General features: G+C 62.6%; 14 protein-coding genes. 7 read left to right on the top strand and 7 right to left on the bottom strand.

Features of this window, described 5'->3' with window-relative positions:
* Window positions 1-320: 320 nt before the first annotated feature.
* The 7 genes from VNH11_36240 to VNH11_36210 all read right to left on the bottom strand — a co-directional run bounded on the left by VNH11_36240 (window position 321) and on the right by VNH11_36210 (window position 9,013).
* Window positions 321-1,085, bottom strand: a complete 765-nt coding sequence (locus VNH11_36240) for a DUF4058 family protein (GenBank protein HVA51849.1) — start codon at window positions 1,083-1,085, stop codon at window positions 321-323.
* Between the two features lie 334 nt (window positions 1,086-1,419).
* Complete coding sequence (locus tag VNH11_36235) at window positions 1,420-1,842, bottom strand: hypothetical protein (protein HVA51848.1); 423 nt, start codon at window positions 1,840-1,842, stop codon at window positions 1,420-1,422.
* The gene (locus tag VNH11_36230; protein ID HVA51847.1) at window positions 1,843-3,234 is read right to left on the bottom strand and encodes a c-type cytochrome domain-containing protein; all 1,392 of its coding nucleotides are present in this window, start codon (window positions 3,232-3,234) and stop codon (window positions 1,843-1,845) included. It abuts the gene before it with no gap.
* A gap of 4 nt (window positions 3,235-3,238) precedes the next feature.
* Entirely contained in the window at window positions 3,239-3,715 is a 477-nt protein-coding gene (locus VNH11_36225; protein ID HVA51846.1) for a hypothetical protein, read from the bottom strand.
* A gap of 19 nt (window positions 3,716-3,734) precedes the next feature.
* Complete coding sequence (locus VNH11_36220; protein HVA51845.1) at window positions 3,735-4,160, bottom strand: hypothetical protein; 426 nt, start codon at window positions 4,158-4,160, stop codon at window positions 3,735-3,737.
* A gap of 3 nt (window positions 4,161-4,163) precedes the next feature.
* Window positions 4,164-6,710, bottom strand: coding sequence for a DUF1549 domain-containing protein (locus VNH11_36215; GenBank protein ID HVA51844.1), 2,547 nt, complete (start codon window positions 6,708-6,710; stop codon window positions 4,164-4,166).
* 14 nt (window positions 6,711-6,724) lie between these two features.
* Window positions 6,725-9,013 (bottom strand): PPC domain-containing protein, encoded by a 2,289-nt coding sequence (locus VNH11_36210; protein HVA51843.1) that lies wholly within the window; start codon window positions 9,011-9,013, stop codon window positions 6,725-6,727.
* Window positions 9,014-9,264: 251 nt separating this feature from the next.
* Here VNH11_36210 and VNH11_36205 point away from each other — a divergent pair, with 251 nt between their 5' ends.
* The 7 genes from VNH11_36205 to VNH11_36175 all read left to right on the top strand — a co-directional run.
* Window positions 9,265-9,411 (top strand): hypothetical protein, encoded by a 147-nt coding sequence (locus tag VNH11_36205; protein HVA51842.1) that lies wholly within the window; start codon window positions 9,265-9,267, stop codon window positions 9,409-9,411.
* A 502-nt stretch (window positions 9,412-9,913) separates the two neighbouring features.
* Window positions 9,914-10,162 (top strand): FeoA family protein, encoded by a 249-nt coding sequence (locus tag VNH11_36200; protein ID HVA51841.1) that lies wholly within the window; start codon window positions 9,914-9,916, stop codon window positions 10,160-10,162.
* Window positions 10,159-10,386 (top strand): ferrous iron transport protein A, encoded by a 228-nt coding sequence (locus VNH11_36195; protein ID HVA51840.1) that lies wholly within the window; start codon window positions 10,159-10,161, stop codon window positions 10,384-10,386. Before VNH11_36200 ends, VNH11_36195 begins: the two co-directional genes overlap by 4 nt.
* 6 nt (window positions 10,387-10,392) lie before the next feature.
* Window positions 10,393-12,639: a ferrous iron transport protein B gene (gene feoB / locus VNH11_36190; protein ID HVA51839.1), complete on the top strand. Its 2,247-nt coding sequence runs from the start codon at window positions 10,393-10,395 to the stop codon at window positions 12,637-12,639.
* A gap of 610 nt (window positions 12,640-13,249) precedes the next feature.
* Window positions 13,250-14,407 (top strand): recombinase RecA, encoded by a 1,158-nt coding sequence (recA, locus tag VNH11_36185; protein ID HVA51838.1) that lies wholly within the window; start codon window positions 13,250-13,252, stop codon window positions 14,405-14,407.
* 88 nt (window positions 14,408-14,495) lie between these two features.
* Entirely contained in the window at window positions 14,496-16,130 is a 1,635-nt protein-coding gene (locus VNH11_36180; protein HVA51837.1) for a trypsin-like peptidase domain-containing protein, read from the top strand.
* A 117-nt stretch (window positions 16,131-16,247) separates the two neighbouring features.
* A partial coding sequence (locus tag VNH11_36175; GenBank protein ID HVA51836.1) for a hypothetical protein occupies window positions 16,248-16,498 on the top strand: 251 nt, incomplete at its 3' end.

The raw sequence follows: 16,498 nt of genomic DNA, 5'->3' as shown, positions 1-16,498 counted from the left end.
TGGCCAGTGCCAGGCCGCGGTGCGATCCGCAGCGTGTGCCAAGGTCGTAGAAAAGTATGGCGCTCTGTCGGGGGCTGAACGCCGGATAAGGCAGCTTGGCGACGCGAGCCCCGTATATACCAGGTTGGCGAGAACAGCCCGTTGGGACTCGCTTCCACCGACAGAGATGGCTCGTGAACGATTCGTCGCGTCAACTTGAGCTTTTTTAAAAACCGCCTTGGGCGGATGGGATCGCGGTGCGCGCCGAGGTACAATAACTCAATTCCCACATGGCAGCTTTTCCTGGTCTATCATGGCGTTGCCTCGGATCGCGGGCAGGATCAATCCCGATTCGGCAGGAATGTGGCGGCCCAGGCGGCCTCGTCCGGCGCCAAGGGCGGCTCCGGGGTTTCGCTGTAGATATAAGTGCCGAAGCCGGCCGCGTCATAAGCGCGGTCGAGCACGCCTTGCAAGTCGAGATGCGCGTCGGGATCGGGCGCGGCAAGGGGCACTCGCACGACCGGCAACCGCTCGCGCAAAGCGATCGGCCAAAATCCGACCTTCGGGCGGTCTTCGTAGCGGCTGACCAGCGCATAGTAGTCGCACGGCGGCAAATCGGGCGGGTGTGGCCGCTTTCCGCCGCGTCGGAGATCGATCTCCACCAGGTGCGTCTGTCCCGCCAGGATTTCGCCGCGCTTACCCAAGTAGGCGTCGCGGTCGGCGCCGGGGGTCTTGCTCGCGGGGCTCAGCAATTCCACCACGCTGACCACACGCCGATTTCGCCGGTCGCGGATTTCCAGAAACGTCTGCCGCTCGACATCGACGGCGGGCAGCACCAATTGCACCGGCGCCGCCACGCTGGCAGCGGTGGAGGGCTCGTGTTTTTCGGCGCGTGAGGCCACGGCCACATCGGCGCGTCCGAAAAATCGGCGCTCCTCCGCCGAAAGTTCGTGCAAATAAAGCCGTGCTTCAATTTTGACAAGATAATTCTTGCCGACCTCAGCCATCAGCGCTTCGCGCGCACGGACGAGAAAGTCCTGTTGGAAGTCCTCCCAGGCGTCCGCTTGCTCGAGGAAGGGATTCATTCCCGGAAATGGGGATGGCATGACTGGTTTATCCGCGTTTCGGTTTCAAGGCCCCAGGCCAGAGCACGCATTGTACCGTTTTTACAAGCCCGTTGGATGTGCTTGGTCGGTGTTTCCCCTTGCAATCCTCCTCTTCATCCACGACAACCCCCGTCAAGATGCATAGCCAGGTTTCGATCTGCCGTCGTGGAATAGCGTGGCTCATCCGCTCGTCCGGCTCGCGAGCGTCCTGCGCGGCATTCTTCAACATGCCGGCCAATCGCGTCGCTCGCTTGGCCACCGTTTCGGTGTCGGCTACGGTCGCCAAATGCGCCGCGCGCGACGCGTTTGCCGACGGCCCGTCAGTCTCCGGAGGCTAACCGCCCGACTTTTCCCGGTCGGGCGTAACGTGCCGGCCGAGTGCCAGCACCGCCAACGCCAGCACGATGTAGCCCGGTCCCTCGATCAGCGTCCAAAACAAGGGAATGGCCGCCACGAGGTCGATGGCCAACATGATGCCGCCCGACACCATCGCGACCACCGCCATAAAATGGATCAACGGCCGATAGCGGCGGACGTCGCCGCTGAGGAACAAGAAAACTAAGGCGTGCTGGGCGTACATCAACGATGCGCTGCGGGCCAGGTAATCGACCACCGGCGCATGCGGAAGCGTGCCCATTCCCAGCCAGGCATGGACGGCGGCCATCCAGGCTTGAGGCATCACCACGGCGCCGAGGGCCAACAGGTCCCAGACGCCCAGCGCCCTGAGCAATCGTCGCAGCCAGCGTTCGGGCGACATTTATTTTGCAGCCGCCGAGGCCGGGGCGGCAGGAGGAGCATAACCGGGAGCGGCCTTGAAGGCGGCCACTTGGGCGCCGTCGGCCAGGTTCCAAACCCGCACTTCGCCGTCGAAACTGCCGGTGGCCAGCCGCTGCGTCGCTTCGTTGTAGGCCAGCGAGTAAATCCAATCGGTATGGCCGCTGAAGACGCGCACCTGCCCGCGGTCGGCCGTCTTGTGCTGCCGGGCGGTCTTGTCGGCCGAACAGGTATAAACCATATCTTTCCGCACCAACACCTTAAACACCTCGCCGCCGAAGCCGCCGATGTCGGCGATCTTGGCGCCGTCGTCGGGCTTCCACACGTGGACCACTTTATTGCCGCCGCCCGTGAGGATCTGCGTGCCGTCGGCCGAGAACGAAACGCCATACACCGCTTCTTGATGGCCGGGGAAGGTGGCCAGCGACTCGCCTTTGACGGCGTCGAACACCTTGGCCGTCTTGTCGCGGCTGGCCGAGGCGAGCTTCGTGCCATCGGGACTCCAGGCGATGCCCATCACCCAGTCGGCATGGTCTTCGATGATCTTGTCCTGCGCGCCGGTGGCGACGTCGAAGATGCGGATGGAGCGGTCGGCCGAACAAGCAGCCAGCTTGTTTCCGGCCGGGTTGAACTGCACGTCCATGGCCACATCGGACATGTTGGCGAGCATCTTGGCGACCGTGCCTTGGTTGGGATCGAAAAGAGCGACTTCGCCGGAGACTCCCGGCGTGCCGCTGGCCGCGGCCAAGAGCGTGCCGTCGTTGTTGTACGCCAAGGCGAAAGTCCGCTGATCGACGTTGCCGATGCGGCGCAGCAAGGCACCGGTGGCCGGATTCCAGATGGTGATTTCATAGTAGCCGCCGACGGCCATCTCCTGGCCGTCGGGCCGGAACGCCAAAGCGGTGAGCGGAATGGTGCGCGCGTAGGCCTGCGGCGCGGCCGGCCGCGGCTCTTTGGGCGCGATCGAGGCCAGCGTGGCGTTGGGGTCGGGACCGTCGAACTTGGCCCCTTCTTCGATCCATTTCTTGATCAGCGCGATCTTGTCGGCCGGCAGCGGATCGCCGTCCTTGGGCATCCGCTCGTCCTTGTCTGGCGAGTTGATCAGCCGCAGCACTTCGCTGTCATCGGGCTTGCCGGGCGTGATCGACGCCGAGCTGGAGTCGCCCGGCTTCATCAGCGCGGTGTAATTGACAAGCTGAAAGCCGCCCTTGGCGTCGTTTTGCCCGTGACAGGCCTGGCAATTTTTCAGCAGGACCGGCGCGATGTCTTTGGAAAAGCCAACGGCGGCCGGCTGGTCTTGGGCGAGGGAAGCGGGTGTCCCGGGGCTGGTGGCCAAACCGAATACGCAGAGAATAAAGACAAGCCTCGACGTCATTGAATTACCTTTCAGCTAAATGGTTGCTCGCCAGTTTCTCAACACCCGAGTAATGCGAAAACGGCTCGCAACCGATGACAAATGTATTCTTCTTCTCGTAAAGCTGGTCGAGCAGATCTGGCTCTTCTGGTTCGATTTCCGTTAATAGAAGCGCAAAATCGGCGTGCTGGAGACGGCCAAGATAGGGCGACCGCAGTTCGGATTTCGCAACCGGCCGCACGCTGAACCACACCTCCAACTCGCCCAGGTGCAACACGAACGAATCCTTCCCCTGTTGAAGCAATTCATGCTGTTCGCGTCGCCTCTCGCCACTCTCGGCGACGACGGTCTCACAGATGTACTGCGAAAAAAAGTCACGATTCTCGCCGACGGGAATCACAAAACTGATGTAGTGTGGGGAGGCCTCACCGACCTCGGCCGGAGCGCACCATCCCACTTTTCCGTTGACTTCCGTCCTCACGAGGCTATGCACATACGCCATGACCTTCTCCGATCGAGCATCATTTTACCGTACGTTGGGTAAGCGGCCCATTCAACAGCGTCTGTGCGTTCGCGCTTTGAAATTTCTGCTGCTCGATCCGAGGTTGATAAACCAATGGGCCCACGATGGCATCATGTACCGTTGTATAAAGATGTTGCGAATGGCTCGCTCTCAACCGAGCGTTCAGCATCTGCGCCATATTCAGCGTTAGCCGTTTTAAGTTCAACCCGTGATACGCTTGATCGTCGATCGCCAGAAGGAGCACGGCGCTGTTGTTCCCATAAAGCGTTTGCCCGCGGCGCGCGGCGTTCGCACCGGAGTTCTGCGTATAAAATCCACGGCCAAATTCACCTCTTCCACGAGTCACATCGATTCCACCGGCTGCCGCCGAGCCAGCCAATACCGTCGCAAAAGCACGGCTCGTACCATGGTAAAGCACCGCCATGCATCAATGTTGAAACAAAAACTCATTCGCGTTCAAAAGGGCCCAGCAGACGTCCTCCAGCCCGCGGACCTGGTCGCCGCTGGCCGCGATGTGGTTCGTGGCGATCGTCATCTCGTGGTCGCTCGGCTTGCGGGCAAACGCCGCCAGGTATAACTCGGTGACAATCTCCTGGTTGGTCTTGCCGCCTTTCAATAACTGGCGGAAACGGTTGTTCTCGTCGCGCACCTTGCCGTGGACCAGCGGCCCGTTGATCATCTGCAGCGCCTGCGACAGGTTCGAATCGCTCGACCGCTCGCATTGGCAGGCCGTCTCGCGGGCCGGCTGGCCGAAGACTTTCAAAAAGTAGTTATCGACGTCGGGGCTGGGCAACTGCGTGGCCCGCGTGCCCAGCGGCAGCCCGGCGAACTTTTCGGCCACACTCGTCACCTGGCAGATGGCGTCGAGCAATTGCTCGGCAGACAACAGCCGCGTCCGCGAGTGAGAGAAGTATTTCACGTCGCTGGTGTTGAAGTCGTTCTTCCGCGAGCTGAGCTGATACGTGCGGCTGTTGAGGATGGTCCGCAAAATATGTTTGCGGTCGAAGTGATGATCGACGAAATCTTTGGCCAACGCGTCGAGCAAGGCGGCGCTGGCCGGCGGGTTCGAGTCGCGGAAGTCATCGACCGGGTCGACGATGCCGCGGCCAAGCAGATGACCCCAGAGGCGGTTTACCTCGACCTTGGCGAAGAACGGATTGTCGGGCCGCACCAGCCAATCGACGAAGGCCTGCCGGCGATCGAGTTCGCCCGGCAAGTCGGCGTCGCCGACCAAGGGCAGCCAGGGCTTCATCTGTTTGCCGGTGCGGGGCTGTGTCACTTCGCCGCCCCTCGCCACCCACACCACCAGCTCTTCCGGCCGCGGGCTTGGCTTCCGCTGCACGCGATTGAAAAAGGCGCCGATGCCGTAGTAGTTGTCTTGCGTCCAGCGCTCGAAGGGGTGGTTGTGGCACTTGGCGCATTGAATGCGGATGCCGAGAAAGAGCTGCGAAGTCGTTTCGGTGCAGTCGTTCGTGTCGTTCGCCGTGCGGAAGTAATTGGCGGGCGGATTGTCGAAGGTGCTGCCGTCGGCCATCAACAGATCACGGGCGAACTGGTCGTAAGGCATGTTCGTGCGCCATGCCCGGACGACCCAATGATGGAATTTCGGCACGCCGGTGGCCGTCACCTTGTTGTTCCGCAGCCGCAGCAAATCGGCCCATTTCAAGGCCCAGAAGTCGGCGAACTCCGGCCGCTCCAAAAGAGCGTCGATCAGCTTGGCCCGCTTCTGCGAGTCGGCATCGGCCAGAAACGCCTGGCTCTCGGCCACCGTCGGCAGCTCGCCGATCACGTCGAGATAGACGCGGCGGACGAACTCTTCGTCGCTGCAAACATCGGACGGCAGAATCTGCAACTGGTGCAACTTCTCGAACACGAACTTGTCGACGTAGTTGTGCTCCGGCGGGTTGTTCCAGGCGAAGCCCGGCACGTCCTTGAGGAACATCAGGTAGGCCGTCTCGATCTTGTCGAGGTAGCGCACGAGGATCGCCGCCTCGCCGCGGTCGTTGCCGACCACCACGCCGTTGGCGTCGACGGAGGCCACGGCGTCGTCGGAGCTGGAATACGAGGCAAGCTGCGTGATGTCGCGCACCGAGCCGTCGGAGAAATGGGCCAACACGTGGATTTGCTGCGTGTGCGCCGGGCGGTGCAAAATGCGCTGCCGCGGATAGACATCGACCTTCACGCAGGCGGGAGCGTCGGCCGGATCGAACTGGCATCCCTGCGCGATCCAGTCGTGCAGGAGTTCATAGCTGGGATCGCCTTTGCGGAGCCGCTGCCCGCCGCCGTGGGCCACTTGCATCAGCGGCTTTTGCAGAATCAGACTTTTTTCCGGCTCCATGGGATTGGTGCGGCGGCCGTAGGCCTCGCGGACCAAGGTGAGCTGATCGAGCGGTGCGTCGTAAGCCCGCAAGGAGAGACGAAAGCCGCCCTTGCCGCTGGGCGAGCCGTGGCAGGCGCCCTGGTTGCAACCCTGCTTCGACAGTGCCGCCAACGTGCCGTAGTTGAAACTGACTCGTTCGGCGGTCTCTTGACCGACGACTTCGACCGGCACCTTCACTTCTTGTCCGGCGACGTGAACCAGCACATCGGCCTTGCCGTTGGCTACCGGCAGCACGGCGCTGCCGGAAAGTTTGGCCACCTGATCGCTGGTGGAGAGGAACTGCGATGCGCGGGTCAGGTCTTGGACGCCGCCCCCGGCATAGTATCCGGTGACAACCAATTGCATTCGGCCACGGGTCGTGCCGAGCTTGACCTGCGGCGGATAGACTTCGATTCGTTCGGGCGTGCCGACGACGATGGGCTCCAGATCGGCCGCCTTCGAGAATGAGCTGGCAAGTAAGAGAACGGCACTCGCTATCGCGACGCGCCACCATTTTCGATTTTGGATTTTCGATTTTGGATTGGAATCCAAAATCCAAAATCCAAAATCCAAAATCCCCTTCCTCTCGGTGTTCGCGTTCTGTTGCAGATACATGGCTTCCTCCCAAGTTATGGCATCGCCACTTGCAGCACCACGGGGGCGCTCTCGACGGCGACCAGTTTGTCTTTCACCTTGCTGGTGGCCACGGCGACCACTTTGCACTCGCCCAGCGGCATGTCGGCTGCCGCCGTGACGTCGATCTGCACCTCGGTCTGTCCTTCGGGGATCGTAATCTCCGCCGGCATATTCAAGCCGGCCGGAATGTGTTTGAGTCGAATGGCCACCGGCCCCGTTGCGGCCGTGCGGGCAACGCTGAACTTGATCTTTTGGGCCGCGCCGCGGTTCATCGGGCCGGCTGGCGATACGCTCACTTCAAACGGCTTGACCACGCGCAGCACCACGTCGCCCAGCACCACCTGCCGCGGCTGATTCTGAAACGTCGCCGAGCCGACGATGCGGAATTTGTAATCGCCCTCGGCCAGCGCTCCAGGCCCGGTCAACGGAATAGCCACCTGTGCCTGACCCTTGGGAATCGGCGCGGCCGTGGCCGTAACGCCGGGCGGCAAGCCGTCGACCGCCAACGTGATATTGTCGTCGAAGCCATTCGCCTTGGTCGTCTTGACGGTCAGCGTGGCCGCGGCGGCCACCTGCGCAAAGACCACGGGCGAAGGCTCGACCGAAAGCTGGAAGAACTCGGCGAACACCGGGCCAATGCCCAGACCGATCGAACCATCGAGTTCCGACGGCGGGTAAGGCAGGCCGTTGAGTTGTGTCCGCAACGGCACCAGCGTACTGGCCGCCGTGCGGAATTCATTCTCGCCGACTTTCGCCTGCCCGATGACGCGAATCGGATGAAGCTGGCCGCTCTCCAAGTTCGGCGGCACAGTCACGCTGATCGTCGTTTCGTTCTTGCCTTCGGGGATGACATTGTTGGCGACGGCCGTCCCTGCGATGCCGTCGATGGTTAGCGTAATGGGCCCGTTGTAGTCGCGGCGCACCGCTGTGACTTTGGTCACGAACACGCCGCCTTTAGGCACGTCGTACTTTTCGGCATCGACGGCCAACGAGAAGCCCGGCTGATAAGGCGTGATGTCGATTCGATACACCTGATCGGGCCCGCCCCGGTGGAGCAAATCTTCGACCATCAGCCGATAGTTGGCGTCTTCTGGGAACGTGAAATTCAGTACGCCCTCGTCCATGCCGGAATCTTCGGCTTCGACCAGCACGCCCCCGGCCGCGTTATAAATCCGCATGAACAGATCGGTCGGCGAGCCGATGCTGCGCGTGCGCCCCGTGAACAAGAAGCGTTGCCCCTTCTTGGCTGGAAACTCGAACCAGTCGCGGTCCTTGGGTGTCTCGAAGCGGCCGTTGATCGAAAAAGGCAGAGCGACCGCGGTGGCATTTTCGGGCGCGTCGTTCGGTTCGAACTCGACCTGCTCCGGCCCGCCGGAGGCGATCAGCGATAGGCCGGCCGAGCCTTGGCCTTGGGCATACTTGATGGCCATCGGCAGCCGCCCGCTGGCCACATCAAACGGAACCGCAATACTCAGCGGCGATACTTCGTCGCTCGACGGCCCCGCCGCGGTCAGTTTGGGCGAGGTTCCTTTCTGGCCCGCCAAGGGGAACGGCGTGTTCACCAGCGGAAAGTTGCCGATCCGCAGGCGATAGCGATGGTTCGGGCTGCCTTGATAGCGAATGTCTCGCAGTTCCAGATAGTAGTCGCCAGCCGTGGGCGCCTGATAGACAAAGCGGCAATCGGCGCCGATGCCCGGCTCATCGTCGCTGTAGGCCAGTTCACGGCCGGCGGCGTCGAGCAGGCGAACCACGGGATCGAGTGCCGAACCTAGACGCCGTGCCACAACCTCGACGCTGATCCGCTGGCCCGAAGGCACCGTCAGCTTGTAAAAGTCATAGCTCTCGGCCTCGGCGGCTCCATCGACCGCGGTGGGAAACGTGAGCGGCTGGGCGGTTGCCAACGACTTGTTGTTGCCGTTGTCGGCCACGCTAGCGAGGTCGTCGACCATCAGCAGGCGAGTGTTCGAGACGCCTTTGCCCGTGGCCAAACGGAAGGCGTAGACGCCCACGGGCGCTTCCGCCGCCAGCGTGCAGCGATAGACGACCTGATCGGCTTTTGTACCGTTGCCTTCGATGCCCGGTGCGAGTTCGATCTTGGCTGAAGGGAGATTGGTCCACAGCGCGGTCGGCCCGGCCATGTTCGTGCCGAAAAGGGTCAGGTCGGTTGACGCACCGGGCACCACGGCCGCGGGCGCAGGGTAGCTGACGACCGGAGGCTGGGCCAAAAGCGTTCCGGCAAGGCAGGCGGTAATTACCAAGGCTGGCAACAGAGACTGCTTCATTGCAGCTTGGTCCTTTATTTCGGTTAGGCGTGATTCAATCGTGCGTCGCGGCTGGGGGCGGCGCGGCGGGAAGTTGCGGCCTTGATGCGTCCAGGCAAGGGTGGGAACCTGGCAACCGGCCGGAAACAGCTTCCGGCCGAGTTGATCGAAGGTGCAACAACCTGTGACCTTAATCTCCGGCGCCCCGGTTGTCAAACGTTACGGAACGAGGGGACGAGAAAGGGCAGACAAAAGCCACACGGGAAAGTGTTGTGGTGGTTGGCGAGGCCCGGCTTGGCCCATGCGACGAGACCGTTCGGGCCGATTTGGCGAGCGTCACCGATCTCGGCCGCCTGAAGCGGATGCTCCGCCGGGCGATCGAAGCCAATAACTGGCAAGAGATTCTCGACACGCCGTGAGGAGCCACGCGCCACGGCCAAGGGCCATTTATGCCCCCTTGCCTCTATCCGGTCTCCCAGTTCGCTGACACCAAGATGCGAACATGCCCCCGGCAACTGCGAGAAGAAGCGCCCACAGCGAGTGACCGACGATGACAAAGTCGCTCCAATCGGTGATCGGCTCGCGGGGGGGCTGGCATCGCCATGCCCATGCCACCCATACCCATCTGGCCGAAAAAGCCGCCGCCCGTTGCTTGGCTGCCGGGTCTGGTCGGTACCCATTTGTACCCATTTCGCCATAATAGCCTCTTTTCGCTGGTAAGAACACTCGCACCCCACGCCTTCTCCGCCTGCGGCGCCTCCGCCCTCAAAAAACTTCAGCCGCGACTGTTGCCAAGCCGACGAACAGTCATTAGAATCGTTGTTGAGTTTGAGACGCTGTCGCAATTAGCCGCCAGGCCAAATTCGCCCGCCTATTGAAAAACCCGCCCGCAACGTCAAATCTACCAGAGTAAGGCCCTCAGTGAACGACACGCTTTGCGATCTTGTGCCGCTTTGCCAACTTGGCGCCGGAGCCACCGCCATCGTCGCCGCCGTGCTGGGCTGTGCCGATCACGTGCATCGCTTGAACGAAATGGGATTGCGCAATGGCGCACCGATCGAGATGGTCCAGCCGGGTAGCCCCTGCATCCTGAGACTCGGTTGCCAGAAGCTCGGTTTTCGGGCCGACGAACTGCTCAGCGTGCTGGTCAAGCCGGGGGCCGCCGTGTGACCCCGCTGGCAAAACTCGCCGTGGGCAAGCGGGCGCGCGTCATTCAGATCGCCGGTGGCGACGACGTGAGCATGCGGTTGCTGGAAATGGGTCTCACGCCGGGCGTCGAGGTGTTGGTGGTCGGGCAAGCCCCGCTGGGCGATCCGCTCGAACTCGAAGTGCGGGGCTACCGCCTCAGTGTTCGCAAAAGCGAGGCAGCACGCGTCGAAGTCGAGCCGCTCTAATAGCCCATGTCGACCGCCACCCGCTCTCAGACACTCGCCGTCGCACTCCTGGGAAATCCCAATACGGGCAAATCCACGCTGTTCGGGGCCTTGGCGGGCGTGCGGCAGCGAGTGGGCAACTATCCGGGCGTGACGGTCGAGAAGAAGATCGGCTATATGGAGTGCGACGGACGTGCGGTAGCGCTCGTCGATCTGCCCGGCACGTACAGCCTGGCGCCTCGTTCGCCCGACGAAATGGTGGCCGTCGACGTGCTGCTGGGCCGTCAGGACGATGCTCCGCCGATCGACGCCGTGCTGTGCATCGTCGATGCCAGCAATCTGGAACGCAACCTCTATCTGGTCAGCCAAGTGCTGGAGCTCGGCTTGCCGACCGTATTGGCCTTGAACATGACCGACGTGGCGCGACAGCGCGGCATTGCGATCGACGTTGCTCAACTCGGCAAGCGGCTAGGAGTGCCCGTCGTCGAAACGCAGGCCAACAAACGCCGCGGATTGGACGAAGTGAAAGCGGCATTGCTGCGAGTGGCCGGTGAAACCCGATCGCCGGTCGAGACTCCCTTTCCGCAGCCCTTCAAGCATGAAGTCGATCGGATTGCCCAGTTGATGAACGAACCCGGCGACCAGCCGGGTGCGGTCCCGATTCCGCGGCCCTTGGTTGAGCGTCTGCTGCTCGACACGTCGGGTTATCTGGAAAAGCATCTGCTGACCAACGGCCGGGCAGCGCTGGCCGGCGACTTGCGCGACGCACGCAATCGACTGGCGCAAGCCGGTTGTGCTGTGCCGGCGGTCGAGGCCATGGCCCGCTACTCCTGGGTGGCGCAGATTTTGGAAGGCGTCGTCACTCGGCCCTCGGTCCGCCCCAAGACGTTGAGCGACCGCATCGATCGCCTGCTCACACACCGGCTGTGGGGCACGCTGTTCTTCCTGGCAATGATGGTGGTCGTCTTTCAGTCGGTGTTCCGTGTGGCTGCCTGGCCGATGGAGTGGATCGAAATGGCCATCGGCGCCGTCTCCGATGCGGTGCAGCAAGCATTGCCGGAGGGCGCGTTTCAAAGCCTGCTCGTCAGGGGACTGATCGGCGGCGTGGGCAGCGTGGTTATTTTCCTGCCGCAAATCGTGATTCTCTTCTTTTTCATCGCCGTGCTCGAAGACTGCGGCTATATGGCACGGGCGGCCTATCTGATGGACAAGCTGATGTCGCGTGTCGGGCTGAGCGGCAAGTCGTTCATTCCGCTCTTGTCGTCCTTTGCCTGCGCCATACCCGGCGTCATGGCCACCCGCGTCATCGAGAACCGCCGCGACCGCCTGACGACGATCCTGGTGGCGCCTTTGATGAGCTGCAGCGCTCGGCTGCCGGTTTATACGCTGTTGATCGCCGCCTTCATTCCAGACCGCTCCTACGTCGGCGGCGTGATCGGCTTGCAGGGACTGACGATGACCGCCATGTATCTGATCGGCATCGTTACGGCGGTCGTCGTGGCGCTGGTGCTCAAACGCACGTTGTTGCGCGGGCCGACGCCGCCGTTCGTCATGGAGCTGCCGACCTACAAGTGGCCCGCGGCGACGACGGTGCTGCACCGCATGCTGGAACGCGGCTGGTCGTTCGTGCGTCGGGCAGGCACGCTGGTGGTCGCCGTGTCGGTGCTGGTGTGGGCCGCTCTCTACTATCCCCACAACGCCGCGGTTGTCGAGGCGCCTTTCCAGGCGAGGAAAGGCCAGATCGAACGCCGCCTGGCGCAGTTGCCGGCAGGCGATCCTCGGCGGTCCGCACTCGAAGACGAACAGAGCGAGCTGCGGCATGAAATCGCAGGCGCTTACCACCGGCAGAGCATTTTGGGCCGCCTTGGGCATTGGATCGAACCGGCGGTCAGGCCGCTGGGCTGGGACTGGCGGATCGGTTCGGCGGCCATTGCTTCGTTTCCTGCTCGTGAGGTGGTCGTTGCCACATTGGGCATTATCTATAATCTGGGCGAAGAGATCGACGTGGACGACAGCGGCGACCGCAACCGCTTGCAGAGTGTGTTGCGGCAAGCGATGTGGGAAGGAACGGATCGGCCGGTGTTTAACATTCCGGTGGCGCTGTCGATCATGGTCTTTTTCGCTCTCTGCGCTCAATGTGCTTCGACCCTAGTGGTCATCAAGCGCGAGACGAACTCCTGGCTTTGGCCGGCGTTCACGTTTGCCTACATGACGGTGTTGGCCTATGCTGGGGCGTGGATCACCTATCAGGCCGGGATGCTGTTTTCGACGTAAGCGGAGGGATTTCGGGTGTTTCTCGATTGGCAGAATGTGGCAGCCTTAAGCGCGGTTCTCATGGCCGCGCTGTACGTCGGGCACCGCGCGTGGTGCCAATTCACTCCGTCGACGGGCTGTTCGCATTGTTCGGGCTGTTCGGTAGCCCGCTTGCCCCGCAAGCGGAATGGCGTGGTTGTTCCAATCTCGTTGTCACTGCGGGAGGATGTCCGGCGATAGCGGCGGTGGCTGGGACAGAGGTTGGCCAGGTAAAGGGTCGAACAAACTCGACGACTCTGCGGCCAACCGATGCCCCGGATCGCATCACCGGGGCATCGCTGGCCGACAGCGCTTTTTTGACGGTCGGCATCGAACTCCGCCAGCTTTGCCCCAGCCACCTTTCGTCGCCGACGAAGGGGCGACTCTCGCCCAGGTCGGCATCAAACTCGGCCAGCTTTGCGCCAAAGCGGCCCCGGCCCCCCTTATCTTTTCTCGCCCGCACCGATAAAATCAGCGCGAAACCGGAATTCCGGCGACGCGAGATTCCTGCGGATCCTCCTCTTGCCAATTGCTGTGTACGTCGATACATTGGTACTAAGGTACACCTTATTCAGCAAAGGAGTGTTCGTTCATGATTAGCGCCGCAAAACCCAACCATCGCACGTCCAAGAAAGAGTCGAACATGGCCAAGTCCGCCGCCAAGCCGGCCGAAAAGAAAAGTGGTCGCGAACCGGGCACGTCGCGCTTCGACAGCAATACCCACCTCAAAAACACCTTGGCGCAAATCGAAAAGCAGTTCGGCGAAGGCGCCATCATGCCGCTGGGCAGCGAGCACGCCACCCAAATCGAAGGCATTCCGACCGGCAGCCTGTCGCTCGACCTGGCTCTGGGCGGGTCGGGCGTTCCCAAGGGCCGAATTGTCGAAATCTTCGGCCCCGAGTCGAGCGGCAAAACCACGCTCGCCCTGCACGTGGTGGCCCGCGCCCAAAAGGCGGGCGGCATCGCGGCCTTCATCGACGCCGAGCATGCGCTCGATCCAAGCTGGGCCAAAAAACTGGGCGTCGAGCTCGAAACGTTGCTGGTGAGCCAGCCCGGCAGCGGCGAAGAGGCCATGAACATCACCGAGATGCTCATCAAGTCGAACGCCGTCGACGTGATCGTCATCGATTCGGTGGCGGCTCTCGTGCCGCAAAAGGAGCTCGACGGCGAGATGGGCGACACGTTCGTCGGCCTGCAGGCCCGCTTGATGAGCCAGGCCATGCGCAAGTTGACCGGGGTCATCTCCAAGAGCAAGACCTGCGTGATCTTCATCAATCAGATTCGCGAAAAGATCGGCGTCATGTTCGGCAGCCCGGAGACGACGCCCGGCGGACGGGCGCTGAAGTTTTACAGTTCGTGCCGGATCGATGTCCGCCGCATCGGCCAGCTCAAGGAGGGCGAAGAGGTGGTCGGGCAACGGGTGCGGGCCAAGGTGGTCAAAAACAAGGTCGCGCCTCCCTTCCGAGTGGCCGAGTTTGATATGATGCACAGTAAGGGCATCAGCTACGAGGGAGACGTGCTCGACTTGGCCCTGGCCCACAAGTTCATCGTCCGCGCCGGAACCTGGTTCCGCTACGGCGACGTGCAGATCGGCCAGGGCCGCGAACGGGCACGGGCCTACCTCGAAGAAAACCCCGCGCTGGTCGAAGATTTGCGTGAGAAGATCCTGGCCAGCGGGGCCGTGCCCACGGCGCCCATTGCGGCCGCGGCCGGTAGTGCCGGTGAGAGCGACGGTCAGGCGTCCGAATAATCCGGAAAGTGCGCGGCGGCCCGCCTGCGGCAGGCGGGTGGTATTCGTCGGTCGGTGCTTTCCGATACACAATCGAGAGCACACGACCATGGGAATTGAGACGGAGAGACGGAGAGACGGAGAGACGGAGCGAAGGGACGGGACGTTGCGCCGCGCCCGTTATCGCTCGTTGCCTGTCTGGCCGCTCGCCGTTGCATCGCTCGTTACTTCCCTCCCTCCGTCTCTCCTTCTCTCCCTCTCTCTTTCGCTGTTCTTCGCTTTTGCGTCGCCGGGGATAGCGCAAGACGACCGTGCCCCATCCGCGGCCGACGACGCCCAGGCCGCGGCCGACCTGGAGTTGGTGTCGGCTGTCGAACGTGTTATGTCGCGGGCCATTGCGCGAGCGGAACGCTCGGTGGTCAGCGTCGCCCGACGCAAGCGGATGCCGTCCTCGCAATTCTTGGCCGACACGCATCCCGGCATGGGCCGGGGCATCGGCGGCCAGTCTGAATTGAACTACGCGCCGAGCGAGTTTTCGACCGGGGTCGTCATCGACGCCGCCGGCTTGGTGCTCACCAACAGCCATGTGCTGGGCGAGGATCCGAAAGAAAACGATTACTTCATCACCACCATCGAGCGAAAGACCTTCGAGATGAAGGTCAAAGCCAGCGACGCCACCAGCGATTTGGCCGTGCTCGAGATGTTCTCGCCCAATTTGCGGCGGCCGGGCGACTTTGTGCCCATCGAGTTCGGCGACGCGGCCAAGTTGAAAAAGGGACAAATCGTGATCGCGCTGGGCAATCCTTATGGCATCGCTCGCGACGGCCAGGCCAGCGCGAGTTGGGGCATCGTCGCCAACCTTTCGCGCAAGGCCCCTGCGGCCGGCGAGGACGACCTGCAAAAGACGCTGCACGAGTTCGGCACGTTGATTCAGACCGACGCCCGGCTCAATCTGGGCACCAGCGGCGGCGCGCTCGTCAACAAGCGCGGCGAAATGGTCGGACTGACCACGTCGCTGGCGGCCGTCGCCGGCTTCGAGCAGGCGGCCGGGTACGCGATCCCGGTCGATAAGGCCTTTCGGCGGATCATCCAGGTTTTGAAGGAGGGCCGCGAGGTCGAGTATGGCATGTTGGGCATCACACTGCCGAGCACGCTGCCTCGCGACCGGACCGGTTCGCACACTCACGGCGTCGTGATCACCGGCGTCATAGACGGCGGTCCGGCCTGGAAGGCGAACCTGAGACCGGACGACGTGATTACGCACGTGGATGGCAAACCGATTTACGACTTCGACGGTCTGCGGCTGCAGGTCAGCAGATTTCCGCCGGAGACTACGGTGACGTTGACGGTGCTGCGTCCAGGGCAGAGCACCCGCTTCGATCGGCGCGTGGTGTTGGGCAAGCTCCCACTGAGCCTTCCACAAACATTTACCGAAAAGCCACCCGCCTGGCGCGGAGCGACGATCGACTATCGTCGGCCGACCACCCGCCTGGTAGGTCCTTTTCTGGTGCCCAACGTGGACGAATCGACGGCGCCCTGCGTGGCGGTCCGCGAGATTGCCGAGGGCAGCCCGGCCTGGAAGGCCGGACTTCGACAGGGAACGCTCATTACGCACGTCGGCACGCTGCCGGTGGAAAAACCGTCCGATTTTTACAAGGCAGTCGCCTCACAAACCGCGGAAGTCAAGTTGCGGCTGCTCGGCCCGGACGGCGGCAAATCGACCGTGACCGTGCCGGCGGAATGAAGTTCCGCTCGCCTTGCCTCCGCTAGCCGCGCGAATGCCGGCCGGATATCCTCATCGGTTTGCCTTCTTGAAGTTGATTTCGATCTCCGCGAGAGGAAAGCCGTTTTCTCCGTGCCGATGCGACACGCGTGTCGCCTCGGCGGCGTGCCGCCGGAGACGAACGGGCCGCCCTCACTTGCGCCGCGCGCGGCGCATTTGCCGACTGTCGCCCTTTCGCTGGAGCGAGAGGAAAGCCGTCTGCTCCGTGCCCATGCGACACGCGTGTCGCCTCGGCGCGTGCCGCCGGAGACGAACGGGCCGCAGGCACTTCGGCCGCGCGCGGCCAAAGTGCCGACCGTAGCCCTTTCGCTGGAGCGAGAGGAAAGCCG

The organism is Pirellulales bacterium (assembly GCA_035533075.1).
Lineage (GTDB): Bacteria > Planctomycetota > Planctomycetia > Pirellulales > JAICIG01 > DASSFG01.
The sequence above is the reverse complement of the archived record's forward strand: the minus strand, read 5'-3'. Positions and strand labels throughout refer to the sequence as shown.